General features: G+C 72.9%; 19 protein-coding genes. 8 read left to right on the top strand and 11 right to left on the bottom strand.

Annotation, left to right across the window (positions count from 1 at the left end):
• Position 1: 1 nt before the first annotated feature.
• The 5 genes from amrb99_RS13235 to amrb99_RS13215 all read right to left on the bottom strand — a co-directional run bounded on the left by amrb99_RS13235 (position 2) and on the right by amrb99_RS13215 (position 5,622).
• The gene (locus amrb99_RS13235) at positions 2 to 1,993 is read right to left on the bottom strand and encodes a prolyl oligopeptidase family serine peptidase (RefSeq protein WP_190856225.1); all 1,992 of its coding nucleotides are present in this window, start codon (positions 1,991 to 1,993) and stop codon (positions 2 to 4) included.
• A 200-nt stretch (positions 1,994 to 2,193) separates the two neighbouring features.
• Positions 2,194 to 3,204 carry an amino acid ABC transporter permease gene (locus amrb99_RS13230; protein ID WP_190856224.1) on the bottom strand — a complete coding sequence of 337 codons (1,011 nt, stop codon included), beginning with the start codon at positions 3,202 to 3,204 and terminating at the stop codon, positions 2,194 to 2,196.
• Complete coding sequence (locus tag amrb99_RS13225; protein ID WP_190856223.1) at positions 3,201 to 3,884, bottom strand: amino acid ABC transporter permease; 684 nt, start codon at positions 3,882 to 3,884, stop codon at positions 3,201 to 3,203. The genes amrb99_RS13230 and amrb99_RS13225 overlap by 4 nt, the downstream gene beginning before the upstream one ends.
• 105 nt (positions 3,885 to 3,989) lie before the next feature.
• Positions 3,990 to 4,859 carry a glutamate ABC transporter substrate-binding protein gene (locus tag amrb99_RS13220; RefSeq protein WP_190856222.1) on the bottom strand — a complete coding sequence of 290 codons (870 nt, stop codon included), beginning with the start codon at positions 4,857 to 4,859 and terminating at the stop codon, positions 3,990 to 3,992.
• A gap of 40 nt (positions 4,860 to 4,899) precedes the next feature.
• Positions 4,900 to 5,622 (bottom strand): amino acid ABC transporter ATP-binding protein, encoded by a 723-nt coding sequence (locus amrb99_RS13215; protein WP_307799460.1) that lies wholly within the window; start codon positions 5,620 to 5,622, stop codon positions 4,900 to 4,902.
• A gap of 261 nt (positions 5,623 to 5,883) precedes the next feature.
• On the opposite strand from amrb99_RS13215, the gene miaB reads away from it, so the two are divergent.
• Entirely contained in the window at positions 5,884 to 7,413 is a 1,530-nt protein-coding gene (gene miaB / locus amrb99_RS13210) for a tRNA (N6-isopentenyl adenosine(37)-C2)-methylthiotransferase MiaB (protein ID WP_241755513.1), read from the top strand.
• A 64-nt stretch (positions 7,414 to 7,477) separates the two neighbouring features.
• Entirely contained in the window at positions 7,478 to 8,251 is a 774-nt protein-coding gene (locus tag amrb99_RS13205) for a hypothetical protein (protein ID WP_190856219.1), read from the top strand.
• Here amrb99_RS13205 and amrb99_RS13200 read toward each other — a convergent pair.
• Positions 8,248 to 8,460 carry an antitoxin gene (locus amrb99_RS13200; RefSeq protein WP_190856218.1) on the bottom strand — a complete coding sequence of 71 codons (213 nt, stop codon included), beginning with the start codon at positions 8,458 to 8,460 and terminating at the stop codon, positions 8,248 to 8,250. The genes amrb99_RS13205 and amrb99_RS13200 overlap by 4 nt on opposite strands.
• 126 nt (positions 8,461 to 8,586) lie before the next feature.
• Between amrb99_RS13200 and miaA the strand changes: the two genes are divergently transcribed.
• Together miaA and dapF are read left to right on the top strand one after the other, a co-directional pair.
• On the top strand, positions 8,587 to 9,477 hold the full coding sequence (gene miaA, locus amrb99_RS13195) for a tRNA (adenosine(37)-N6)-dimethylallyltransferase MiaA (protein WP_190856287.1): 891 nt from the start codon (positions 8,587 to 8,589) through the stop codon (positions 9,475 to 9,477).
• 30 nt (positions 9,478 to 9,507) lie between these two features.
• Positions 9,508 to 10,341, top strand: a complete 834-nt coding sequence (gene dapF, locus amrb99_RS13190; RefSeq protein WP_190856217.1) for a diaminopimelate epimerase — start codon at positions 9,508 to 9,510, stop codon at positions 10,339 to 10,341.
• Positions 10,342 to 10,602: 261 nt separating this feature from the next.
• Here the strand turns inward: dapF and amrb99_RS13185 are convergent, their stop codons facing one another.
• Positions 10,603 to 12,567, bottom strand: coding sequence for a sensor histidine kinase (locus amrb99_RS13185; protein ID WP_190856216.1), 1,965 nt, complete (start codon positions 12,565 to 12,567; stop codon positions 10,603 to 10,605).
• A 326-nt stretch (positions 12,568 to 12,893) separates the two neighbouring features.
• Here amrb99_RS13185 and amrb99_RS13180 point away from each other — a divergent pair, with 326 nt between their 5' ends.
• From amrb99_RS13180 to amrb99_RS13165, 4 genes are read left to right on the top strand one after another with little or no spacing between them, the layout of a single operon-like run.
• The gene (locus tag amrb99_RS13180) at positions 12,894 to 13,895 is read left to right on the top strand and encodes an ABC transporter permease (RefSeq protein ID WP_190856215.1); all 1,002 of its coding nucleotides are present in this window, start codon (positions 12,894 to 12,896) and stop codon (positions 13,893 to 13,895) included.
• Positions 13,892 to 14,803, top strand: a complete 912-nt coding sequence (locus amrb99_RS13175) for an ABC transporter permease (protein WP_190856214.1) — start codon at positions 13,892 to 13,894, stop codon at positions 14,801 to 14,803. Before amrb99_RS13180 ends, amrb99_RS13175 begins: the two co-directional genes overlap by 4 nt.
• The gene (locus amrb99_RS13170; RefSeq protein WP_190856213.1) at positions 14,800 to 16,839 is read left to right on the top strand and encodes an ABC transporter ATP-binding protein; all 2,040 of its coding nucleotides are present in this window, start codon (positions 14,800 to 14,802) and stop codon (positions 16,837 to 16,839) included. Before amrb99_RS13175 ends, amrb99_RS13170 begins: the two co-directional genes overlap by 4 nt.
• On the top strand, positions 16,836 to 18,518 hold the full coding sequence (locus amrb99_RS13165; RefSeq protein WP_347256657.1) for an ABC transporter family substrate-binding protein: 1,683 nt from the start codon (positions 16,836 to 16,838) through the stop codon (positions 18,516 to 18,518). The genes amrb99_RS13170 and amrb99_RS13165 overlap by 4 nt, the downstream gene beginning before the upstream one ends.
• Before the next feature lie 14 nt (positions 18,519 to 18,532).
• Here amrb99_RS13165 and amrb99_RS13160 read toward each other — a convergent pair whose 3' ends face one another.
• The 4 genes from amrb99_RS13160 to amrb99_RS13145 form a co-directional block, all read right to left on the bottom strand.
• Positions 18,533 to 19,237 carry a hypothetical protein gene (locus tag amrb99_RS13160; RefSeq protein WP_190856211.1) on the bottom strand — a complete coding sequence of 235 codons (705 nt, stop codon included), beginning with the start codon at positions 19,235 to 19,237 and terminating at the stop codon, positions 18,533 to 18,535.
• A gap of 141 nt (positions 19,238 to 19,378) precedes the next feature.
• Positions 19,379 to 20,665, bottom strand: a complete 1,287-nt coding sequence (locus amrb99_RS13155) for a heterodisulfide reductase-related iron-sulfur binding cluster (protein WP_190856210.1) — start codon at positions 20,663 to 20,665, stop codon at positions 19,379 to 19,381.
• The gene (locus amrb99_RS13150; RefSeq protein WP_190856209.1) at positions 20,666 to 21,871 is read right to left on the bottom strand and encodes an FAD-binding oxidoreductase; all 1,206 of its coding nucleotides are present in this window, start codon (positions 21,869 to 21,871) and stop codon (positions 20,666 to 20,668) included.
• A complete protein-coding gene (locus amrb99_RS13145; protein ID WP_190856208.1) occupies positions 21,871 to 23,319 on the bottom strand; it encodes an FAD-linked oxidase C-terminal domain-containing protein in 1,449 nt (482 codons plus the stop codon). Before amrb99_RS13145 ends, amrb99_RS13150 begins: the two co-directional genes overlap by 1 nt.
• Between the last annotated feature and the right edge of the window lie 81 nt (positions 23,320 to 23,400).

Raw genomic sequence — 23,400 nt, 5'->3', positions numbered from 1 at the left:
CTCAGGCCACCGTCAGGTCGATGGGGGCGACACCCCGCGGCTCGAACCCGAGGGTCTGGCCGTAGAACGCGAGCTCGGCCTCCAGGCACGCGATGACGGTGTCGGCGCGGCGGAAGCCGTGCGACTCGCCCTCGAACGTCAGGTAGGCGTACGGCATCTTCTTGTTGGCGAGCGCGACCGCGAACCGCTCGGACTGGTCCGGCGGCACCACCGGGTCGTTCAGGCCCTGCAGGAGCAGCACCGGGCAGGCCGTCCGGTCGGCCCGGTTGAGCGGCGAGCGCTCCTCGTAGGCCCGCTCGAAGCCGGGCAGCGGGCCGATCAGCCCGAACAGGTAGTGCGACTCGAAGTCGTGCGTGGCCGCGGCGAAGCTCTGCAGGTCGCTGATCCCGAAGTAGGACGTGGCGGCCTTGAACAGGTCGGTCTGGGTGGCGGCGGCGAGCGTCGTCCAGCCGCCCGCGGAGCCGCCCCGGATGGCCAGCCGCGCCGGGTCCGCTATGCCGCCGTCGACGAGCGCCTGAGCGGCGGCTATGGCGTCCTCGACGTCCACCACGCCCCATTGGCGGCGCAGCCGCTCGCGGTAGGCGCGCCCGTACCCGGTCGAACCGCCGTAGTTGACGTCGATGACGCCGATGCCGCGGCTGGTGAAGTAGCACCGTTCCAGGTCGAGGTCCTTGGAGACCCGGCCGGTCGGGCCGCCGTGCACGAACACCACGTAGGGCGGCAGCTCGCCCTCGGGCGCGGCGGCCTCCGGGTTGGTCGGCGGGAACACGTAGGCGTGGACGGGGCGCCCGAACGGGCCTTCGAGGCGCTCGGTGCGCGGCTTCGACAGGTACGCCACGTCGGGCAGCTCGGCGAGCTCCCGGCGGAGCCCCTCGACGCGGCCCGTGGTGGTGTCGACGCGCACCACCGACGTCGGCAGGTCGGGGCCGCCCGCGATGCCGACGATCGTGGTGCCGTCGGCCGACAGCTGCGGGTGCCAGTCCTCGTACGGCACCTCGACGTCGACCAGGTCGAGCGTCTCGGGGTCGTAGATGCCCAGCCGCATGTCGCCCTCGCCGTGCAGGACGGCGAGGCGCCCGTCGTCCAGCAGCGCGTACGGCATGCCGCCGAGCTGCCAGAGCGCCCCGGTGAACTCCTCCTCGGCCGGGTACAGCGCCTGCGGGGACTCGCCGTGCAGGCCGACCTGGTAGATGTTCCACCAGCCGGGCCAGTCGGAGATGACGTAGAGGGACTCGTCGTCGCGCCACAGCGGCGCGACGACCGACTCGGTGAGGCCGCCCTTGACGGTGCGCGGCGCGACCGTGGTGCCGTCCTCGATGGCCGCCACGCGCAGCTCGGTGCCGTCCCAGGGCATGCGGGGGTGGTTCCACTGCACCCAGGCGAGGTGCCCGCCGCTCGGGGACGGGGCCGGCGACGCGTAGAAGTGCGCGCCGGTCACCAGCTCGCGAATGGCCCCGGCGTCGTCGGCGGCGCTCCCGTCCAGGGGGACGGCGACGATCGCGCGGCGGATCCCAGCGGCGGTGCCCCCGCCCTCGGGCGGCTCGGCGATGTGCCCCTCGCACACGCACCAGATCTCGGTGCCGTCGGGGGAGAGCACGTAGTCGGCGTAGCGCAGCCCCGCCTGGACGGCGGGCTCCGGGGTGAGCGGGTACGGCTTGGGGTCGCCCTCGTCCAGCCGGTGGAGGCGCTGGTCCTCGTAGTTGGAGAACACCAGCGACACGCCCTCGGCGGTACGGACCGGCAGGTATGACCGCCCGCCGTACTCGTGGACGCGCGTGCGGGCGTCCCATGGAGCCTGGAGCACCTCGGTGCGATGCCCGCCCTTGAGATGGATGACCGTCGTCCGCCCGCCCTCCTCGGGTCGGGTCTCCTGCCACCACACGTCATCACCCGCGACGGTGGGGAAACTGAGGCGCAGCCGGGCGCGGGCCACATCGGCCGCGGAGATGGGGGAAGGCCAGGAGCCGTAGGGGAGGGTCACACGAGCGGTCATACCAGGAATCGTCCCGCATACGGGGATCGGTTGGGGCCATGACGGGCGCTTTGACTTCGGAAAGATATGTGCCGGTCACGGGTGATCGGCGCCCCTTCGCCGCGCGGGCGGTCCGGGGCCGGGAAAGCGGAGGGCGCCACCGGAGACCGGTGGCGCCCCGCGAGGCGGCCGGGAGCGGTCGGGCCCGCTCCCGGCGCAGGTCAGATCGCCGCGGACCCCATCTCGCCCGCGGTCACGTCCTTGACCGACATGCCGGGCGCCGGTGGTGTGCCGCCCCCCGCGCCGAGCGTCGTTCCGCCGGTCTTGCGGTTGCGGCGGCCGCGGCCCTCCAGCCACGTCGCGAACCGGCTCACCGCCATGTTGATCGCGATGTAGATGACCGCGATGACGATCCCGGCCTGGATCTTGTTGTTGTGGTAGTTCGCCGGGATCAGGTTGAAGCCCGCGTTGAGCAGCTCGCTGTAGGCGATGATGAACCCGAGCGCGGTGTCCTTGAGCAGGACGACGATCTGGCTCACGATCGCCGGCATCATCACCCGGATGGCCTGCGGCAGCAGCACCAGCCGCATGACGCCGTTCTTGCGCAGGCCGATGGAGTAGGCGGCCTCCGCCTGCCCCTTCGGGATGGACAGCACGCCCGCCCGCACGACCTCCGCGAGCACCGAGCCGTTGTACAGCACGAGGCCGAACACGACCGCGGCGAAGGCCGGCACGACGATGACGCCGGCGTTGATCTTCACGCCGAAGAGCGAGAAGAAGTCGTCCACCAGGAGCCGCTGGAGCGTGCCGAACTGCGAGTCGGCGATCGACGGGCTGATCTTGTTCGGCACGAAGAACGCCAGGAAGATCAGGATCAGCAGCGGGATCGCGCGGAAGAACTCGACCACCGCTCCCGCCGGGATCCGGATCCACCAGTGGTCCGACAGCCGGCCGAGGCCGAACACGATCCCGAACAGCATCGCCAGCACGGCGGCGACCGCGGCGGCCTTCAGCGTGTTGCCGAGGCCCGGCAGGATCAGCTCTTTCCACACCGTCCACTTCAGGAACGGGCTCCACAGCTCGCCCGCGAACTGGCCCTTCTCCTTGAAGCGCCAGACGAGGGCGGCGAAGATCGCCAGCAGGACGACCGCCGAGACGACGGTCATCACCCGGTTGCGCGCCTGCGCCCGCGGGCCGGGGGCGTCGAAGAGGACCGTCGCTTCCTTGCTCATCGCGCCACCGCCATCCGCTTGGCCAGCCAGCCGAAGAAGAACCCGGTCGGCAGGATCAGGATCATGAAGCCGACGGCCACCCCGATGAACAGCGGGATCGCGCCGCCGGTGAAGGTCGGCGCGTCCAGCAGCGTCTTGCTGACCAGCGCCGCCTCGGCGTAGCTGGCCGCGGCCGCCACCGTCGTGTTCTTGATCATCGCGATGAGGATGCTGCCCATCGGCGCGATCACCGAGCGGAACGCCTGCGGGAGGATGATCATCCGCAGCGACTGGGTGAAGGTCAGCCCGATCGACCGCGCCGCCTCGGCCTGGCCGAGCGGCACCGTGTTGATGCCCGAGCGCAGCGTCTCGCAGACGAACGCGCCGGTGTAGCCCGACAGGCCCAGGACCGCCCACCAGTAGTACGTCGTCGAGGAGTTCGACGAGAACGTCAGGTGCAGCGTGTCGTTGAGCCCCTGGGCGCACAGCAGCAGCACCAGGGTCAGGGGGGTGTTGCGGACGATGTTGACGTAGCCCGCGCCGAAGGACCGCAGCACCGGCACCGGGGAGACCCGGAAGCTCGCGAGGAGCGTGCCGATGATGAGGGACAGGACCGCCGACGCCGCGGCCAGGCGGATCGTCGCCCAGAACCCCTGGAGGATCTCGTCGAAGTGGTCGAAGAAGGCGCTGAAGTCAAACATTGCTTAGCTGTTCCATAGCGTTCCAGCCGGTCGAGTCCACGCCGGTGCCTCCCCGGGAGCGCGTCTCCGGGGAGGCACCGGCCGAGGGGGAGCCTCAGCCTGGGATCAGGCGCAGCCTTCCATCTGCGGGACGGTCGTGGCGAGCTTCAGGCCCGTGCCCGTGAAGTTCTTCTCCAGGTACGTCTTCGCGCTGCCGTCGGTGTACATCTTCTGGATGGCGGCGTTGACGGCCTCGCAGGTCTCCTTGTCGCCCTTCTTGATGCCGACGCCGTACTTCTCGTCGGTGAAGGGGTCGTTGATGACCTTGAACTGGCCGGGCTGCTGCGCGGCGAAGCCGGCGAGGATCAGGTCGTCGGTGCTGACCGCGTCCAGGGCGCCGGCCTTCAGCTTGCTCACGCAGTCGGAGTAGCTGTTGGCGTCGACCAGCGTGACGCCCTTGATGTTGAGCTTGCCGTCCGGCGGCGGCTCGGTGACGCGGCGGAACGAGTTCGACCCGGCGGCGCGGCACAGCTTCTTGCCCTTGAGGTCCTGGGCCTTCTTGATGCTGGTGTTGCTCGCCTTGACCATCGTGTCCTGGTGCGCGACGTAGTACGGACCACCGAAGGTGATCTGCTGCTTGCGCGCGTCGGTGATGGAGTAGGTCGCCACCACCAGGTCGACCTGGCCGCCGCCGAGGAACGACTCGCGGTTCGCGGAGGTCGTCTCCTTGAAGGTGATGCCGCTCTCGGGGACGCCGAGCTGCTTGGCGATGTACCGGGCGACGTCGACGTCGAAGCCGGCGAACGTGCCGTCCGGCTTCTTCAGCCCGAGCGAGGGCTGGTCGAACTTGATGCCGATCGTCAGCTTCTTGTCCTCTTTGGCCTTCTGGACGACCGTCTTGGCCTCGGTCTTCTCCTTGTCACTGCCGCAGGCCGACACGGCCAGCGACAGGGCCAGGCCCGCGCCGATCAGAGCGCCGAAACGCTTGAATCGCATTGCTCGTCACACCTCTGCTTCTCTGCCGGAGCCCCGCGGCTCAGTGCGTGAGGATCTTGGAAAGGAAGTCCTTCGCGCGGTCGGTGCGCGCGTTGGTGAAGAACTCGTCGGGAGTGTTCTCCTCCACGATCTGCCCGTCCGCCATGAACACGACCTTCTGCGCGGCCCGGCGGGCGAAGCCCATCTCGTGGGTCACCACGATCATCGTCATGCCCTCCCGGGCCAGGCCGGTCATGACGTCGAGCACCTCGTTGACCATCTCGGGGTCGAGCGCCGAGGTCGGCTCGTCGAAGAGCATCACCTTGGGCCGCATCGCGAGGGAGCGGGCGATCGCGGCGCGCTGCTGCTGCCCGCCCGAGAGCTGGGCGGGGTACTTGGCCGCCTGGTTCGCGATGCCGACGCGCTCCAGGAGCTCCATCGCGTGCTTCTCGGACTCCTGCTTGCCCTGCTTGCGGACCTTCACCGGGCCGAGCGTGACGTTCTCGAGGATCGTCTTGTGGGCGAACAGGTTGAACGACTGGAACACCATGCCCACGTCGGCGCGGAGCCGCGCCAGCTCCTTGCCCTCCTTGGGCAGTTCCTTGCCGTCGACGAGGATCCGGCCGCCGTCGATGGGCTCCAGCCGGTTGATCGACCGGCAGAGGGTCGACTTGCCGCCGCCCGAGGGGCCGATGACGACGACGACCTCGCCGCGGTCCACGGTGAGGTTGATGTCCTTGAGCACGTGCAGCTCGCCGAAGTGCTTGTGGACGTGCTCGACCACGACGAGCGGTCCCGTGCCGGTTGCGGCGGCCTGCGTGATGGCGTCCTCCGGCCCTTGCCCCTTGGTCAGGTCGGGCCCGCCTTCGCTGTCCGTCATGCGGTCGGACTCTACGTCATCCCATTGCGCCCGTTGGTTCCGTAGCGGTACCGATCCGATCACGACTGCGCAGTTCGGCGGGTAGATGACGCGTCGCAGAGTGATCATCCGTGCCCGGCGCGCACCCTCCGGCGCGTACGCTTGGGGACTGTCATGAGTGCGCCTATGGAGACGAGCCCCCGCACGTACGAGATCCGTACCTACGGGTGCCAGATGAACGTCCACGACTCCGAGCGGCTGTCCGGGCTGCTGGAGGCGGCCGGCTACGTGCGCGCGGGCGAGGCGGAGCCCGACGTGGTGGTGTTCAACACCTGCGCGGTGCGGGAGAACGCCGACAACCGGCTCTACGGGAACCTGGGCCATCTCCGGCCCGTCAAGGACGGTCACCCGGGCATGCAGATCGCCGTGGGCGGCTGCCTGGCGCAGAAGGACCGCGACACGATCGTCAAGCGCGCCCCCTGGGTGGACGTGGTGTTCGGGACCCACAACATCGGGTCGCTGCCCGCGCTGCTGGAGCGGTCGCGCGTGCAGAGCGAGGCGCAGGTCGAGATCGAAGAGTCGCTGGTGACCTTCCCCTCGACGCTGCCGACGCGCCGCGAGTCCCCCTACGCCGCGTGGGTGTCGATCTCGGTCGGCTGCAACAACACCTGCACGTTCTGCATCGTCCCGTCGCTGCGCGGCAAGGAGAGGGACCGCCGGCCCGGCGAGATCCTCGCCGAGGTCGAGGCGCTGGTGGGCGAGGGCGTGCTGGAGATCACGCTGCTGGGGCAGAACGTCAACGCCTACGGCTCGGGGTTCGGCGCCCTGGCGGCGGCGCCGGACGAGGTGCGCGCCATGACGGAGGGCGGCCAGTCCGCCTTCGCGGGCCTGCTGCGCGCATGCGGGAACGTCGACGGCCTGGAGCGGGTCCGGTTCACCTCGCCGCACCCCAAGGACTTCACCGACGACGTGATCGCGGCGATGGCCGAGACCCCCAACGTCATGCCGTCGCTGCACATGCCGCTGCAGTCCGGATCGGACGCGGTGCTGCGTGCGATGCGCCGGTCCTACCGGCAGGAGCGCTACCTGGGCATCATCGAGAAGGTGCGCGCCGCCATCCCGGACGCCGCGATCACGACGGACATCATCGTGGGCTTCCCGGGCGAGACCGAGGCGGACTTCGAGCAGACCCTGCACGTGGTGCGCGAGGCGCGGTTCTCCTCGGCGTTCACGTTCCAGTACTCCAAGCGGCCGGGGACGCCGGCGGCCACCATGGACGGGCAGCTGCCCAAGGAGGTCGTCCAGGAGCGGTACGAGCGGCTGGTCGCCCTCCAGGAGGAGATCTCCTGGGCGGAGAACAAGAAGCAGCTCGGCCGCACTCTCGAGGTCCTCGTGGCCGAGGGGGAGGGCCGCAAGGACGAGGAGACCCGCCGCCTGTCGGGCCGCGCGCCCGACAACCGCCTGGTCCATTTCCGGGCGCCGGACGAGCCCGTCCGTCCCGGCGACATGGTCACCGTGGAGGTGACCTACGCGGCGTCCCACCATCTGGTGGCCGACAAGCCGGTCCAGGGCGTCCGACGTACGCGGGCGGGCGACGCGTGGGAGGCGCGCCAGGGCGAGGGCCCGAAGGGCGTCTCGCTGGGCATGCCGACGATCGGCCGTCCGGCGCAGAGCCAGGCCGCCGCACCCGGCTGCGCCGCCCCGACGCCCGCATGACCGCTCGGGACCCGGAGCGCCGAGCCGCCGGGCGAGGCCGCTGGTCCGAGGGCGCGGGAACGCGGTGCTGATCTCGGCGGCGGTGTGCCCGCACCCGCCCATCCTGGTGCCCGACCTGGCGGCGGGGGCCGCGCCGGAACTGGACGATGTGCGCGCGGCCTGTGACGAGGCGGTCATCCGGCTCGGGGCGCAGGACGCGGACGCGCTGATCGTCGTGGGCGGTGCTCAGGACACGCGGACCTACGGCGCCGGCGCCTACGCCACGCTCCGCCCGTACGGGCTGGACTGGACGAGCCCGGTCGATCCGGCGGTCGGGTACGGCGGTGAGGCGCTGCCGCTGTCCCTCACCATCGGGTGCTGGCTGCTCCAGCGGCACGGCCTCGCGGCGGATGCGCGCTACGAGTCGGTCGCGTTCGACGCCGATCCGGACGCCTGCCTGCGCCTGGGCGCCGAACTCGCCGGTTCGGCGGAACGCGTCGCGCTCCTCGTGATGGGCGACGGGTCCGCGTGCAGGACCGAGAAGGCGCCCGGATACCTCGACGAGCGCGCTCAGGGCTATGACGAGGGCGTCGCGCATGCCCTCGGCAAGGCCGACGCCGCCGCGCTCGCCGCCCTGGATCCCGTCGTCTCCAGCGAACTCCAGGTGGCCGGGCGCGCGGCATGGCAGGTGCTCGCGGGCGCCGCCACGTCTAGCACCTCCACCAGCACGGCCGCCGGCCCGGCGAGCGCCCCGTCCGCCGGGGCCGCGTCGGCGGCGGCTCTGCTGGCGGACGAGGCGCCCTACGGAGTCGGCTACTTCGTGGCGAGCTGGTCCATGGAGAGCGGTAGGACGCGCTAGCGGGGCTCGTTCGGGCCCTGCTGGCCGCCGGTGCCGCCCTCGTCGCCGCGGTCGATGTAGTCGTCCGCCTTGTCCTGGACCTTGTCGACCTTGTCGGCGTACTTGCCGCCGGTCTTCTGGTCGAACATGTCGCCGCCCTTGTCCACGCCCTTCTTGGCCTGGTCGGAGTGCTGGCCCAGCATTTCCTTGACCTTGTCGACGAAGGACATCGCGATTCCCCCCGGATCCCTCGGCTCGGCGGCCCCCGGAGGCCTGGTAGCGGCCTCGCGCGGAGCCCGTACAAGCAGGGCCATACCCAATCTGTTGCCACAATTGCAGGCGTGACCTCTCCAGATGTGATCGCGGTCGTGGGGGCGACGGCCGCGGGAAAGTCCGATCTCGCCGTGGAACTGGCGCTCCGCCTCGGCGGGGAGGCCGTCAACGCCGACTCGATGCAGCTCTACCGCGGCATGGACATCGGCACGGCGAAGCTGACGCCGGCCGAGATGCGCGGGGTCCCGCACCACCTGCTGGACGTCTGGGACGTCACGGAGACGGCGAGCGTCGCCGAGTACCAGCGGCTCAGCGCCGACGCCATCGCCGAGATCCGCGGGCGCGGGCGCCTTCCCGTCCTGGTCGGCGGATCCGGCCTCTACGTGCGGGCCGCGCTGGACCGCCTGGAGTTCCCCGGGACCGACCCGGCCGTCAGGGCGCGCCTCGAAGGGGAGCTGGAACGCGAGGGGAGCGCCGCGCTGCACGCCCGCCTCCGCGAACGGGATCCCGCGGCGGCGGAGGCGATCCTGCCGAGCAACGGCCGCCGGATCGTCCGCGCCCTGGAGGTCATCGAGATCTCCGGCCGCCCGTTCACCGCCACCCTGCCCGAGCACGTCTACCGCTACGGCTCCGTCGTCCAGATCGGGCTGGGCGTCCCCCGCGAGACGCTGGACGAGCGGATCGCGCTGCGCGTGCGGCGGATGTGGGACGCGGGCCTGGTGGACGAGGTCCGGGCCCTGGAGAAGCGGGGGCTGCGCGACGGCCTGACCGCCGGCCGCGCCCTCGGCTACGCGCAGGTCCTGCGGTTCCTCGCCGGGGAGTGGACGGAGGAGCAGGCGATGGAGGAGACCGTCCGGACGACGCGCCGCTTCGCCCGCCGCCAGGAGTCGTGGTTCCGCCGCGACCCCCGCGTCCACTGGCTTCCCCACGACGCCCCCGACCTGGTCGAGCGGGCCCTCGGCCTGGTCGGATGAGCGGTCCGGGTTAGGCCATACGATCGAGAAATGCGGTTTGTTAAGGGGCACGGCACCGAGAACGACTTCGTGATCCTGCCCGACCCGGACGGCGCGCTGGATCTCACGCCGGAGGCGGTGGCGCGGCTGTGCGACCGGCGCGCCGGCATCGGGGCGGACGGCGTGCTGCGGGTCGTCCGGACGAAGGCGATGGACCTCGGCGGCGCCAGGGGGCTCGGCGGCGCTGAGGGGCTCGACGGCGCGGAGTGGTTCATGGACTACCGCAACGCCGACGGCAGCGTCGCCGAGATGTGCGGCAACGGCACCCGCGTGTTCGCCCGCTACCTCGTCGACGCCGGCCTGGCCGCCCCGGGCGAGTGGGACATCGCCACGCGGGCCGGGCTCAAGCGGGTGACGCTCGGGGCGTCCGGGGACGTCAGCGTCGACATGGGCGCCCCCGTCGCGCTCGGCTCCGGGGAGGCGTCCCTCGCGGGCGCCGTGTTCCGCGGCGAGCGCGTCTCCATGGGCAACCCGCACCTCGCGTGCCGCGTCGACCGGCCCGTCGCCGCGCTGGACCTGACGCGCGCCCCGGACTTCGATCCCGAGGTCTTCCCGGAGGGCGTGAACGTCGAGTTCTACCGTCCCGTCGGGGACCGGCACCTGGAGATGCGGGTGTACGAGCGCGGCTCGGGCGAGACCCGCTCCTGCGGCACCGGGACCGTGGCGGTGGCCGCGGCGGCCGCGGCCGGCACGGACGGGCCCAGCGAGTGGACCGTGGACGTGCCCGGCGGGCGGCTGACCGTCGTCCTCGACGGCGCGACCAGCCATCTGCGCGGCCCGGCCGTCTTGGTCGCCGAGGGGGAGACCCGGCCGGGCTGGATCTGACGAAGTCAGGTCTGACCAGGGCAGACGGTATTTCCGGCGCGGTCCCGGATCGATCGGGACAAGTGTCCCTCCGCAACGGGACCGTGCACCGCGTAATTTCTTTCTTGCACACCCTCTGGTGAATGGCCCGTATGGACCGGGATGGGAGCCCCGGCGCCGTACGGAGCCCGAGGGCCGGTGGCGACCTTCTTGGCGGGGGGCGGTCACCGGCCCTCCCACCAGGAGAGGTCCGGCGGGAACCGCGGACTCCGGTGCGAGGACTCAGGATCGGGCGCCGTTGACGGGCAGCCGGGCGCGGACCAGCGTCCCGCCCTTGGGCCCCGGCCCCACCGTGCAGGAACCGCCGAGTTCGGCCGCGCGCTCGCGCATGGACGACATCCCGATCCCCGAGCGCATCTGCGCGGGCAGCCCCACGCCGTCGTCGCCGACGGTCACGTGCAGATCGCCGTTCAGGTACAGCCGCACCACCGCCGAGTCCGCTCTGGCGTGCCGGTGCACGTTCGTCAGCGCCTCCTGGACGATCCGGTACGCGGCGACCTCGGCGGCGGCGGGGAGCCGCTCCAGGTCGCCCTCGACGTGGACGTCCACCCGCGGGCCGTCGCCCGTCGCGACGACGCCGCCGAGCGCCTGGATCGCGCCCGCGAGCCCGAGGTCGTCCAGCGCGGGCGGGCGCAGCCCGTAGACCAGCTCGCGGATGTCGCCGATGGTGCGGCCCATCATCGTCCGCAGGTTCTCCAGCAGCGCGTCGGCGGCCTCGGGGTCGGTCTTCAGGGTGATGCGCGCCGCGTCCACCGTCATGGCGAGGCTGGCGAGCGTCGGGCCGAGCCCGTCGTGCAGGTCGCGGCGCAGGCGGCGGCGCTCCTCCTCCCGGGTGCGCAGGATGCGCTCGCGGGAGCGCGCCACGTCCGCCGTGAGCCGGGCGGCGTTCGCCAGCTCGGCGAGGTTGCGGGCGAGGATGCCCGACATCCGGGCGTCCGGCGGCCGGGAGACGCCGAACAGCAGCCGGCCCACCGGCTCGCCGTGCCAGACCAGCGGGATCAGCTGCGGGCGGTCGCCGAGCACGCCGTCCTCCGCCGAGACCGTCCGGCCGTCGCGGTCCAGCACCTCGATCACGACGCCGGTGGCGTGCAGCGCCGAGCGGGCGACCTCCGCGGCGACGGCGAGCGCCGCGGCGGGGTCGACGGCCGTCTGCAGCCGGCGGTTCAGCCGGTCCGCGATCCGGTACGGGTCGCGCTCGCCGTGGATCAGCCCGTCCACGGCGCGCTGGAGCCGCCGCCGGACCGGCTCGAACACCGCGCCGGCCACGATCGCGCCCGCGAGGCCGGCCAGCGTCCCGTAGCCGTGCGCGAGCAGGCCCGCCGCGCCGACCAGCGCGAAGTACACGCCGGTGATCACCACGACCAGCCCGGCGTACACCAGCGTCCGGCTGACCACCAGGTCGATGTCGTACAGCCGGTAGCGGCGGATCGCGATCCCGATGCAGATCGGCACGGCCGCGATGCTGAGATCGCGCAGCGGGTCGCCGATCCGGCTGTTCTCCCCGACGAAGATGACGGCCTGCGCGATCACGCCGGGGTAGACGACCCACGCGATCTGCCGCCGCACGTCCGGCGACGACCGCGCGAACCGGACCACCAGCGACAGCAGGCCCCCGGCGAGCGTGCCGAGGATCAGGGCGCTGATCGGGACCGGGATCTTCTCGAACGGGTAGACGGACACGCCGTTGTGGAACCGCCGGGCGCCCGGGTCGAGCGTCAGGTGCGCGCACACGACCACCGGGACCAGCCAGGCCAGCCACAGCACGGGCCGGAACCAGCGGGTCACCACCCGGCCGTCCGGGAAGATCAGCGGCAGGACCAGGGTGAGCGCGTAGGTGTCGACGGCCCACAGCCACGTGGCGAGCCAGCGGAGGAACGCGGCCCCGGCCCAGCCGTGCAGCGTGAACCACGGCGCGAGGTTGAGGACCAGGACGTACACCGCCGCGCTGAACCCGGCCCCGAGCATCAGCCAGCCGACCCGGAGCCCGGACCGCTTGCGCAGCAGCGCGGCGGCCACCGGCGTCCAGAAGATCGCGATGACGATCTCCGGATGCCACCAGACGAGCCGCTCGCCGGCGGGCAGGAAGGTGCCGAGCAGGAGCGACGCGGTGACGGCCAGGACCGCCGCCAGGGCGAGCGGGACCGCCGCGCGTGCCGCGAGCCCGCGGCCGTGCTCGGCGGTCTCCATGGATGCCCCCCGAATCAAAAGTAATGGAATGTTAAAACGTCCGGCCCGTCCTGCTGCACTACCGGCGGCGTCCGCCTCAGGACAGCGGGTCCGCGAGGGCGGCCGGCGGCGTCGCGCGTGCCGTGATGGTAGCCGCGGAACCCGGCATACGGAACAGATGTCCCAGCTCAGGGCACTCTGGGCGAAGGCGGGTGGGAACGAGGGGGTACCGCCGGGAGCGGCGCGGCCGTCGGGCCACGGAAACGGGAACCGTCGGCGTTTCCCCCGCGCATCGCGTGATCGATCCATGACATTCTGTGATCGGCGCATGCGGCGGGAGGAGGGACATGGCGGCGTTCCTGCTGCGGCGGCTCGCGAACTACGCGGTGCTGGTCGTGGCGGCCACGAGCCTTGCCTACCTGCTCGCCGCCGCCGCGCTCGACCCCCGGTCGAACTTCGACGACCGCGCTCCCCGCCCGCCGGAGTCGGTCGTGGACGCGCGGCTCACCCGGCTCAACCTGAACGACCGCACGTCCCTGGCCGTGCGGTACGGCACCTGGGCCGCGGGCGTCCTGCACGGCGACTTCGGGCGCACGTGGGAGGGGCGGCCCGTCAACGCGGAACTGTGGCGGCGGCTCGGAGTGAGCCTGCGCCTGCTGTCCCCGGGCGCGTTCCTGGGGTCCGCCCTGGGCGTCCTGCTGGGCGCCTACGCGGCGATACGGCAGGGACGCGCGGCGGACCGCTTCATCACGTTCGGCTCGTACCTGCTGCTAGCCGTGCCGGTGTTCGTGCTGGCGGTGCTGCTGCAGATCGTCGCGGCCGAGGCCAACGACGCGCTGGGGATGCACCTGTTCGCCTGGGTGGGGGAGACCACGCCGGGAGCGGCCTACGGGACGTTCGGTGCGCTCGGCGGCCTGGCGGACCATGTACGGCACCTGCTCCTTCCCACCGTCACCATCGCCACCACGCAGGTCGCGTTCTACAGCCGCTACCAGCGCGGCCTCATGCTGGACGTCCTGCACGCCGACTTCGTGCGCACCGCCCGGGCGAAGGGGCTGCGCCGCCGCACGGCCCTGCTGAGGCACGGCCTGCGGACCGCGCTGATACCGATGACCACCTACTTCGCCTACTCGTTCGGGTTCCTCGTGCTGGGCGGCATGTTCTGCGAGCAGGCGTTCGGCTGGCACGGCATGGGCGAATGGCTGGTCGAGGCGATCTCGCGAGGCGACGTCAACGTGGTCGCGGCGATCAGCTGCCTCGCGGCGTGCGGGGTCCTGTCCGCCGGGCTGGCGTCGGACGTCCTGCACGGGGCCCTCGACCCCCGCGTCCGGACCGGGGCGGCCGCATGACCACCGGACTCGCCGCCCGCACCGCGCCCGAGCGGCCGGCCGCCGCCGCGCCGCCGCCTCCCGCCGGCCCGCCCTCGCTGCCGCGCCGGCTCGCCCGCAGCAGGCGGGCCGTCGCGGGGCTGGTCCTGCTCGCGGCCCTGTTCGCGGTCGCGTTCGGCGCGCCGCTGCTGTCCCGCTGGGGCTGGGACGACACCGACTTCACCGCGTTCCGGCAGGGACCGTCCGCGCGGCACTGGCTCGGCACCACGCAGAGCGGCCGGGACGTCCTCGCCCTCACCCTGCGCGGGACCCGGCGGTCGCTGGTCATCGGCCTGTCCGCGGCCGTGCTGTCGACCGGGCTGGCGGGGCTGGTCGGCGCCGTCGCCGGGTTCGCCGGCGGGCGGCTCGACCGGATCCTGATGTGGGGCACCGACCTGCTGCTGGTCCTGCCGTCGTTCCTGCTCGTCGCCGTGCTGGCGCCGGCGCTCGGCGGCGGCGCGCTGGTGCCGCTGCTCGCGGCGGTCCTGTGGATGGTCACCGCGCGGGCCGTGCGGGGCATGACGGCCTCGCTGCGCGAGCGCGAGTACGTGCTCGCCGCCCGGTTCCTCGGCGCGGGCCCGGTGCGGGTGATCGTCCGGCACGTGCTGCCGCACCTGGCGTCGCTGCTGGTGGTGGACGCGAGCGTGAACGTCAGCGTCGCGGTCATCGCCGAGAGCGGGCTGTCCTGCCTCGGGCTCGGCGTGCGCCCGCCGGACGTCTCGCTGGGCACGCTGGTCGCCGAGGGGCAGGGCGCCGCGACCGCCTACCCGTGGCCGTTCGCGGCGGCCGCGGCGATGCTCGTGCTGATCGTCCTCGCGGTGAACCTGCTCGGGGACGGGCTGCGCGACGTCCTGGACCCGGAGGCCGGGCCGCGGCGGGGCGGCCGATGACGGTCCTCGCGGTGCGGGACCTGACGGTCCGGTACTCCTCGGGCGTGCACGCGGTCCGCGGTGTGGGCTTCGACGTCGGCGCGGGCGAGGTCCTCGGCGTCGTCGGCGAGTCCGGCTCGGGCAAGACCGCGCTGGCGCTGGCGATGGTGGGGCTGCTGCCGCCGGACGCGCGCGTGACGGGCTCGGTCCGGCTGCGCGGCGAGGAGCTGGTCGGACGGTCCGACGCCGAGCTGTCCCGGGTCCGCGGCAAGGACCTCGCGATGGTGTTCCAGGATCCGCTGTCGGCGCTGACGCCCGTCCATCCGGTCGGCGACCAGATCGCCGAGGCCGTGCGCGTCCACTCGGGCGCCACGCGCGCGGCGGCGCGGGCGCGGGCCGTCGAACTGCTCGACCTCGTCGGCATCCCCGGGGCGGCGCGGCGGGCGCGCGCCCACCCGCACGAGTTCTCCGGCGGCATGCGGCAGCGCGTGATGATCGCGATGGCGATCGCCAACGACCCGGTCGCGATCGTCGCGGACGAGCCGACGACGGCGCTGGACGTGACCGTGCAGGCGCAGGTCCTGGACGTGCTGAAGGCGGCGAAGGAGGCCACCGGCGCCGCGATCGTGCTGATCACCCACGATCTCGGGGTCGTCGCCGGGTTCGCCGACCGGATCATGGTGATGTACGCGGGCCGGGCGGTGGAGTCCGGGCCGGTGGAGGAGGTCTACCGGCGCCCGCGGATGCCCTACACGATCGGGCTGCTGCAGTCGCTGCCTCGCATGGGGACCGGCGGCGCCCGTGCCGCGGCGATCGACGGGGCGCCGGCCCCGGCGGCGGCGGGCGGCGCGTGCGCGTTCCTTCCGCGGTGCCCCGTCGCGGTGGACGCGTGCCGCGACCGCGATCCGGAGCCGGTCCTGGTCGGGCCGTCGGGGCACACGGCCGCGTGCGTCAACACCGAGGCGACCGCCGATGCCGACGCGGTGTTCCCGCTGCCCGACGCGGTGCCGCGGCCCACCCGTCCGCCCCGGCGCGAGCGTCCCGTCGTCCTGGAGGTGGACGGCCTGGTCCGCCACCACCCGCTGTACCGGGGGACGCTGTTCAGGCGGCGCGCGGGCACCGTGCACGCGGTGGACGGCATCGGGTTCGACGTCCGGGAGGCCGAGACGCTCGCGCTCGTGGGGGAGTCGGGCTGCGGGAAGACGACGGCGCTGATGGAGATCCTGCGGCTGGCGCGCCCGCAGGGCGGCCGCGTCGCCGTGCTCGGCCAGGACACCGCCGCGCTGCGCCCGTCCCGCCGCAAGGCGCTGCGGCGCGACGTCCAGGTCGTCTTCCAGGACCCGTTCACGTCCCTCGATCCCCGGATGCGCGTCGCCGACATCATCGCGGAGCCGCTCGCCGTGCACGGCGAGCGCGCGCCGGACGGGCGCGTCCGGGAGCTGCTCGAACTGGTGGGGCTGGAACCGGTCCACGCCGGGCGGTACCCGCACGGGCTGTCGGGCGGGCAGCGGCAGCGCGTCGGCATCGCGCGGGCGCTGGCGCTGGAGCCGCGGCTCCTGCTGCTGGACGAGCCCGTGGCGGCGCTGGACGTGTCGGTGCAGGCGGGCGTCATGGACCTGCTCGAAGGGCTGCGCGCCCGGCTCGGCATCGCGTACCTGTTCGTGGCGCACGATCTGGCGGTCGTGCACCGCATCGCCGACCGCGTCGCCGTCATGTACATGGGGCGCATCGTGGAGATCGGCTCCGTGGACGAGGTGTACGGAAGGCCCGCCCACCCGTACACGCGCGCGCTGCTGGACGCGGTGCCGCTGCCCGATCCGCGCCTGGAACGCCGCCGGCGGCGCGTCCCCCTGCGCGGGGACCTGCCCGACCCCACGGCCCCGCCGACGGGATGCCGTTTCCGCTCGCGCTGCCCCCGGTACACGGCGCTGGGCGAGGCGGACGCCCGCCGGTGCGAAGAGCACGACCCCCTGCCCCGTCCCATGAGCACCGACCGAGAGAGCGACCAATGGGCCGCCTGCCATCATCCCCTCGTCGAGGCCGGAGCCGGCCTGTGAGGCGCCTGCTGGGCGCCCTGCTCCTCCTCGCCGCGACCACGGCCGCCGGCGGCTGCGGCGGTCCGGGGCCGGGGGAGGCGACGACCCGCGCGGCCGGGCGGCTGCCCGCGTCGGACGTCAACCCGACGCCGCGCGACCACGTCCGCAACGGCGGCACGCTCCGCTGGCCGCTCCCCGAGTTCCCCTCGCAGTGGAACTTCAACGACGTCAACGGGACGAAGGGGTCGGTCGAGCAGGTGATCCAGGGCGCGCTGCCGCACCTCATGCGCGCCGACGAGAAGGCCGTCCCGCATCCGGTGCCCGAGTACCTCCGCTCGGCCGAGCTGCGGCGCAGCGGACGCGGGCAGGTCGTCACCTACCGGCTCAACCCCGACGCGCACTGGTCCGACGGCCGGCCACTCAGTTATCGCGACTTCGAGGCGCAGGCGCGCGCGCTGTCGGGCCGCGACCCGCGCTACGAGGTCTCCACCGTCACCGGCTACAAGCAGATCGAGCGCGTCGAGCAAGGCGCGGACCCTCACACCGTCGAGGTGACCTTCGCGGGGACGTACGCGGACTGGCGCAGCCTGTTCAGCCCCCTCTATCCGGCGGTGGCCTACTCGACGCCCGCCGCGTTCAACACGGGCTGGATGGACCGCATGCCCGTCACGGCGGGCCCGTTCAAGCTCGGGAGGATCGACCAGACGGCCAAGACGGTCACGATGGTGCGCGACCCCGGATGGTGGGGCCCGCCCGCCAAGCTCGACCGGATCGTCTACCGGGCGATGGACACCAGCGCGATGCCGGGCGCGTTCGCCGCCAACGAGATCGACCTGATGGACGTCGGCCTGGACGCGGGCGCCCTGCACCGCGCCGAGGCCGTCCCGGGGGCCGCCGTGCGGAGGGCGGGCGGCCCCGACTGGCGGCACTTCACGTTCAACGCGGCCGGGCCGATCCTGTCCGACCTGCGGGTGCGTCGCGCCGTCATGCTCGGCATCGACCGCCGCGCCATCGCCCGCTCCGACCTGTCCGGGCTGGGCGTGCCGATCCAGACGCTCGGCAACCACTTCTACGTCAACACGCAGGACGGCTACCAGGACGACTCCGCGGACCTCGGCGGCTACGACCCGGTGGCCGCGCGGCGCATCCTGGACCATGCGGGCTGGACCCCCCACGGCCGGTACCGGAAGAAGGACGGCAGGACGCTCGCGCTGCGGTTCGTCATCCCGTCCGGCGTCCCGATCAGCGAGCAGGAGGGGGAGCTCACGCGCGCGCTACTGCGGCGCATCGGCGCCCGGGTCGACATCGACGCCGTCCCCGCCGACGACGTGTTCGACCACTACGTCACCCCCGGGAACTTCGACATCGTCCCGTTCTCCTGGCTGGGCACCTCGTTCCCGGTGTCGCCCATGAAGGCCGTGTTCGCGCGGCCACGCGGGGACCGCATCCAGCAGAACTATTCGCGCACGGGAACGGCCGCCATCGACGCGGCCATGGACCGCGCGATCGCGGAGGTCGATCCCGCGAGGATTCACGTCCTTGTGAACGAGGCGGACCGGCTCGTCTGGCAGCAGGCCGTCGTCCTGCCCCTGTACCAGCGTCCCCAGCTCGTCGCGGTCCGCGCCGACCTGGCCAACATCGGCGCCCGCGGCTTCTACGAGCCGGGCTACCAGGACATCGGCTTCACGAGCCCGGGCTGACCCTGGGCGCCCGGCTACGGGAAGGCGATCTCGACGCCCTTGCGGTCGCTGGTGTAGCGGGCGTTCCACACGTACATCTTCAGGTCGCCGGCGGACAGGCCGTCCTTCACCGGCAGATCGGTCGCGATCCGCACCAGGTACGTCGCGCCCGCGGGCATCATCTGGTCGCCGTTGTCGTCGACCGGCGCCTTCGACCCGCCGAGCCGGGCGGTGATCTCGCTGTGGTTGGGGAGGGTGCACAGGTCGTCGGGGATGCCCGGCTGCGGCATGCAGCGGTCCTGCGCGTCGGAGGGGACCTGCGACTTCGGCATGAACAGGTCCGCGGGGAAGTCCAGCAGGACGGGCCTGCGCTGGCTGTTGGTGAGGACGTAGTCGGCGTAGGCGTACGTCGTGCCGGACGGCGGCGCCTCGGTCGCGCCCAGCGGCTGCCGGTCCGTCCCGGCCTTCACCGCGGCGAGGCTGTAGCCGTAGCCCTCGGGGGTGGTGAAGTTGACGGGCGGCCCGGTCTTCGGCAGCGGCGCGGTGCTCTGCGCCCCGGTCTCGCCCTGGCTGGCGAGCGACGGCCGGCCGCCGCCGCCCGCGGTGCCGTCCGGGCGGAAGTAGACGATCCCGGCGGCGACGGCGGCGATGCCGACGATGCCCGTGAGGGCGCCGGCGAGGCCGAGCCGGCCCGCGCCGCTCTTCCTTCTTCGGCGGTGTGAGTGGTAGCTGTTCGACACGTTTCTCGTGCTCCCTCGGGCCCGTTTCGTGCCCAGTAAGCGGGTCCTGCCTGCAGGGGCCAGACACGATACAGGACGGCCGGAACGACGGCGGCCGGGCCTCCCTCACCGGGGAAGCGGCGGAACCACCTGGTCAGGGCCTTACGAAGTGCGTCCGACAAGGGCGTCGCGGCCGAGCCCGCGCAGCGAGGCGTCCAGCACCTGCGCGGTGTGCGCGACCGCGATGGGGGCGCCGCGGCGTTGCAGCGCGGTGGCGATCTGCATGGAGCAGCCGGGGTTGGCGGCGACGAGTAGTTCGGCTCCGGTGGCGTCCACGTTCACCGCCTTGCGGTCGCCCAATGCGGAGGCGGCCTCCGGCTGAAGCAGATTGTAGGTGCCGGCGGAGCCGCAGCAGAGGTCGGGTTCGGCTATCTCCCTGACGGTCAGCTCCGGGATCCCGGCCAGCAGGGCCCGCGGCTGGGCGCGGACGCCCTGCGCGTGGGACAGGTGGCACGCGTCGTGGTAGGCGAGGGTGACCGGAAGTGGCCGCCGTTCCGCGCGGGGCCCGAGTTCCACGAGGAACTCGGCGAGGTCCCTGGTCTTCGCCGACAGCGCCTCGGCGCGCGCCGCCCAGGCCGGGTCGCCTGCGAGCAGCGCCCGGTACTCCTTCATCGCCGAGCCGCAGCCCGCCGAGTTCACGACGATGACGTCGGCGGACTCGAAGGTCTCGACGGTCCGGCGGGCGAAGGCGCGGGCCTCGTCCTCGCGGCCGGAGTGCAGCGACAGCGCCCCGCAGCAGCCCTGGTTCGCGGGGATGACCACGTCGCAGCCCTCCAGAGCCAGCACGCGCGCGGTGGCCGCGTTGACGCCGGGGAAGAACTCGCCTTGGACGCAGCCCGTCAGCATTCCGACCGTCGCGCGGCGCTTCCCGCGCGCGGCGACGAACTCGGGAAGGCGCGGCGCCTTGCCCAGGGGCGGTGCGAGGCGCTCCATCGCCGCGATGGACGGCGAGATGCGTTCCAGCACGCCGCTGCGCCGCACTAGGCGGTCCAGACCCGACTTCTGGTAGGCGCGCAGCGGGCCGCGCAGCGCGCGGAGCCGACGCTTGTAGGGGAACAGGCGGAAGATGGCCTCGCGTATGGCCCGCTCCTTCAGCGAACGGGGATGCTCGCGTTCCACTTCCGCCCGGGTGGTCTCGATGAGCCGGTCGTACTGCACGCCCGACGGGCATGCCGTCACGCACGCCATGCATCCGAGGCACTGGTCGAAGTGCTGCACCATCGGCGCGTTGAGGGGTGCGCCCTCGAGGTGCTGCTGCATGAGGTGGATGCGGCCGCGCGGGGAGTCCATCTCCTCGCCCCACAGCACATAGGTGGGGCACGTCGGCAGGCAGAAACCGCAGTGCACGCAGTCGCCGAGAAGCTTCGGGAGGTCGTCCTGGGCGCTCATCTAGATTCCTCCCACGAAGCGGCCGGGGGACAGCCGGTGATCCGGATCGAACTGGTCCTTCACCCGGCGCATAAGGGAGAGAGCCGGCACGGGCCCCCACAGGTCGATCTCACCGCGCACTTCCTGCGGCGCATAGCGGACGACGGCGGCGCCCTTGTATCGGCCCAGGACGTCGCGCAGCGCGCCGAGCGCCGCGGCCACCTCCTCGGACGTGGTGCCGGAGGGGAGGCCGATCTGCCCGTGTCCGCTGCCGCTCCATGTCATCGCCACGCCGGGCCGTAGGCCGTCGACGAGGCCGACGAGTTCGCGGAGGGACGGCGGTGGTGCGGTGACGTCGATGAGGGTGGTGCCGTCCGGGTACAGGCCCCAGCCGTCCGGCGCGTTCTCGGTGATCTGGGCGTCGCCGCCGAGGAGCTTCACGAGCTGCCCAGCGCGCGCGGCGACACCGTCCGGGACGCCTTCCAGCAGCGCCGCGACCGTCCCGGGGCCGATGAATTCGAGGGCGCTCGGAGCCGTGGGGGAGTGCAGGACGGTCTGGAGGGCCTCGTGCGCCTCGTCCGGGCCGCCGACCCTGCGCGCGACCCACGCCGTGGCGGCCGGCACCGGATGCAGGCGGAACGTCGCCTCCACGATGAGCCCGAGGGTGCCGTACGAGCCGGAGAACAGCCGCCCCAGGTCGTATCCCGCGACGTTCTTGACGACCTTCCCGCCGGAACGCGCGATCTTCCCGTCCGCCCGGACGACCGTGAGCCCGATGACGAGGTCGCGCGGCGTGCCGAACAGCGTCCGGAGCGGGCCGGCGGCCGCGGTGGCGATCGTCCCGCCGACCGTGGAGCCGGGCAGCGGGACGTCCAGGGACAGCCGCTGCCCCTCCTCCGCGAGCCGCTCGGCCAGCGCCTCCAGCGGCAGCCCGGCCTCTGCGGTCGCGACGAGGTCGCCCGCAGCGTGCTCGACGAGCCTGTTCAGCCGGTGCGTGTCCACGAGCAGATCGCAGCGCTCCGGGGGCGTCCCCCAGTCCAGCCGCGTCTCGGCGCCGCGCGGGACCACGGACAGGCCCTGCTCGGCGGCGACGCGCATCACCTCCGCGGCCTCCGCGACGGACGCCGGCGCCGCCACCAGCGCGGGCTGCACGCCCAGCACGCCCTCCTCGGGCTCACCGGCGCGGACGTCGCCGCAGACCTTCGCCAGAGCCTCCAACGGCCGCATCAGAAGATGTCCGCCTTTCCCTCGTACGGGTGCGGGCCCTTGCGCACGCCCGGGACCTCGCCGCACAGCCGCGGCGTGGGGAACACCTTCCCCGGGTTGCACAGTCCAGCGGGATCGAACCCGCAGCGGACCATCTGCATCGTGTCCAGATCGGTGTCGGTGAACATCCGCGGCATGTAGCGGGACTTGTCGACACCGACGCCGTGCTCGCCGGTGATGGACCCGCCGTGCTCGATGCACAGGTCGAGGATCGCGCCCGACACCTCCTCGGCGCGCTCCGCGGCGCCCGGCTCGGCGTCGTCGAACAGCACCAGCGGATGCAGGTTGCCGTCCCCGGCGTGGAACACGTTCGCCACCCGCACGCCCGACTCGGCCGACAGCGCGTCGATCCGCGCCAGCACCCGCGGCAGCGCCGTGCGCGGGATCACGCCGTCCTGGACGAGGTAGGCGGGGCTGATCCGGCCGACGGCGGCGAACGCCGACTTGCGGCCCGTCCAGATCAGCGCGCGCTCCGCGTCGTCCGCGGCGATCCGGATCTCGAACGCGCCCGCGTCCCGGCACAGCCGCTCCACCTCGGCGAACTGCGCGGCGACCTCCGCGTCCGGGCCGTCCAGCTCCACGATCAGCACCGCGCCCGCGCCCGGCGGGTACTCGCAGCGCACCGCCGCCTCGGCCGCCTCGATCGACAGGGCGTCCATCATCTCGATCGCCGCCGGCACCATCCCGGCGCCGATGATCGCCGACACCGCCGTCCCGCCCGCCTCGATCGAGTCGAACGCCGCCAGCAGCGTCTGCACGGTCTCCGGCACCCGGGTCAGCCGCACCGTGATCCTGGTGGCGATGCCGAGCGTGCCCTCCGCCCCGACGAACACGCCGAGCAGGTCGTAGCCGGGGCCGTCCGCCGCCAGCTCCACCAGCTCGCCGTCCGGCGTCACGACCTCGCACGCGAGCACGTGGTGCGCGGTGAAGCCGTACTTCAGGCAGTGCGCGCCGCCGGAGTTCTCCGCCACGTTCCCGCCGACCGAGCAGATCTGCTGGCTCGACGGGTCGGGCGCGAAGTAGTACCCGTACGGGCGCACCGCGCGGGTCACGTCCAGGTTGATCACGCCGGGCTCCACCACGGCGCGCTGCCCCGGGATGTCGATCTCCAGGATCCGCCGCATCCGGGACGTGACGATCAGCACCCCGTCCGCGCGGGGGAGCGCGCCGCCCGACAGGCCCGTCCCGGACCCGCGCGCCACGTAGGGGACGCCCGCCTCCGCGCACGCGCGCACGATCGCCGCGATCTCCTCCGCGCTGTCGGGCAGCACGACGATCCCGGGCGTCGAACGGTGGTTGGTGAGGCCGTCGCATTCGTACGTGCGCAGCCGCACCGGGTCGGTGATCACCCGGTCGGGTCCGAGCAGCGCGTCCAGCTTCAGGGCCAGCGACGTGAGTACCGGTTCCATCCCCTCCACCATCCTCCGGGTCCCGTGCGGACGGCAAGATCGGACCGCCCCGCCGACGGCGGGACCGGGCCGACCCGCGCG

The organism is Actinomadura sp. RB99, assembly GCF_014706005.1.
Taxonomy (GTDB): Bacteria; Actinomycetota; Actinomycetes; order Streptosporangiales; family Streptosporangiaceae; genus Spirillospora.
Note: the sequence above shows the minus strand (reverse complement) of the source record. Positions and strands in the feature narration are given on the sequence as shown.

Excerpts from the sequence above, each read along its gene's own strand:
- amrb99_RS13235 (WP_190856225.1), bottom strand. The coding sequence starts at position 1,993 with ATGACCGCTCGTGTGACCCTCCCCTACGGCTCCTGGCCTTCCCCCATC.
- amrb99_RS13230 (WP_190856224.1), bottom strand. The coding sequence starts at position 3,204 with ATGAGCAAGGAAGCGACGGTCCTCTTCGACGCCCCCGGCCCGCGGGCG.
- amrb99_RS13225 (WP_190856223.1), bottom strand. The coding sequence starts at position 3,884 with ATGTTTGACTTCAGCGCCTTCTTCGACCACTTCGACGAGATCCTCCAG.
- amrb99_RS13220 (WP_190856222.1), bottom strand. The coding sequence starts at position 4,859 with ATGCGATTCAAGCGTTTCGGCGCTCTGATCGGCGCGGGCCTGGCCCTG.
- miaB (WP_241755513.1), top strand. The coding sequence starts at position 5,884 with ATGGAGACGAGCCCCCGCACGTACGAGATCCGTACCTACGGGTGCCAG.
- amrb99_RS13200 (WP_190856218.1), bottom strand. The coding sequence starts at position 8,460 with ATGTCCTTCGTCGACAAGGTCAAGGAAATGCTGGGCCAGCACTCCGAC.
- dapF (WP_190856217.1), top strand. The coding sequence starts at position 9,508 with ATGCGGTTTGTTAAGGGGCACGGCACCGAGAACGACTTCGTGATCCTG.
- amrb99_RS13185 (WP_190856216.1), bottom strand. The coding sequence starts at position 12,567 with ATGGAGACCGCCGAGCACGGCCGCGGGCTCGCGGCACGCGCGGCGGTC.
- amrb99_RS13180 (WP_190856215.1), top strand. The coding sequence starts at position 12,894 with ATGGCGGCGTTCCTGCTGCGGCGGCTCGCGAACTACGCGGTGCTGGTC.
- amrb99_RS13175 (WP_190856214.1), top strand. The coding sequence starts at position 13,892 with ATGACCACCGGACTCGCCGCCCGCACCGCGCCCGAGCGGCCGGCCGCC.
- amrb99_RS13170 (WP_190856213.1), top strand. The coding sequence starts at position 14,800 with ATGACGGTCCTCGCGGTGCGGGACCTGACGGTCCGGTACTCCTCGGGC.
- amrb99_RS13155 (WP_190856210.1), bottom strand. The coding sequence starts at position 20,665 with ATGAGCGCCCAGGACGACCTCCCGAAGCTTCTCGGCGACTGCGTGCAC.
- amrb99_RS13150 (WP_190856209.1), bottom strand. The coding sequence starts at position 21,871 with ATGCGGCCGTTGGAGGCTCTGGCGAAGGTCTGCGGCGACGTCCGCGCC.
- amrb99_RS13145 (WP_190856208.1), bottom strand. The coding sequence starts at position 23,319 with ATGGAACCGGTACTCACGTCGCTGGCCCTGAAGCTGGACGCGCTGCTC.